This is a genomic window from Arthrobacter sp. JCM 19049 (assembly GCF_001310435.1).
The window spans coordinates 1-667 of record NZ_BAXF01000853.1 but is presented as its reverse complement, the minus strand read 5'-3'; the positions used below and the strand labels follow the sequence as shown (position 1 = coordinate 667).

Annotated in this window: 1 protein-coding gene and 1 pseudogene; both read left to right on the top strand. The window is 65.1% G+C overall.

Annotation, left to right across the window (positions count from 1 at the left end; all coding sequences use genetic code 11):
- The first annotated feature begins 185 nt into the window (after window positions 1–185).
- Window positions 186–482, top strand: coding sequence for an Asp-tRNA(Asn)/Glu-tRNA(Gln) amidotransferase subunit GatC (gene gatC / locus JCM19049_RS16725; RefSeq protein WP_054822085.1), 297 nt, complete (start codon window positions 186–188; stop codon window positions 480–482).
- Window positions 483–486: 4 nt separating this feature from the next.
- Window positions 487–667 (top strand): annotated as a pseudogene (locus JCM19049_RS16720) (Asp-tRNA(Asn)/Glu-tRNA(Gln) amidotransferase GatCAB subunit A); the annotation flags it as partial.

Here is a 667-nt window from a genome sequence, read left to right as displayed (position 1 = left end):
CGCCGCCCGCGGCCCGGGGCCGGCACCGGACACTACCTCAGCGCCGAATGGGTGGATGGCGCCGGGGCCACACAGCGTGGTGCGGTATTGCGCATGGCGTAATGCGGCGCACCACATCTGGCTTTGCCCTGCGGCCCAGGGCTAGAATTGGAGGAGAAATCCAACCGCCCACCCTAGGGAGATATATGTCTGCCATCAGCCGTGAGGACGTTGTGCACCTGGCACGCCTGGCTCACATCGAGATGAGCGACGCAGAGCTGGACAAGATGACCGGTGAACTCGGCGTGATCGTCGATGCCATCGCCTCTGTCAGCGAAGTCGCATCCTCCGACATCCCGGCCACCAGCCACCCGATCCCGCTGACCAACGTCATGCGCGAGGACGTGGTGGGCCAGACCCTGTCGATCGACGAGGTTCTGGCCAACGCACCGGACTCCGATCAGGACCGCTTCAAGGTCCCGGCAATCCTGGATGGTGAATAAGGACATGAACCAGATCATCAAGCTCTCCGCCACCGAACTGGCCGCCAAGCTGCGCGCCGGGGAAGTCACCTCCGTCCAGGCGGTCCAGGCGCACCTGGAGCGCATTGCCGAGGTTGACCCCACCCTGAACGCGTTCCTGCACGTGAACGCGGAAGAGGCGCTGGCCGTGGCCGCCGAGGTCGATG

Excerpts from the sequence above, each read along its gene's own strand:
- gatC (WP_054822085.1), top strand. The coding sequence starts at position 186 with ATGTCTGCCATCAGCCGTGAGGACGTTGTGCACCTGGCACGCCTGGCT.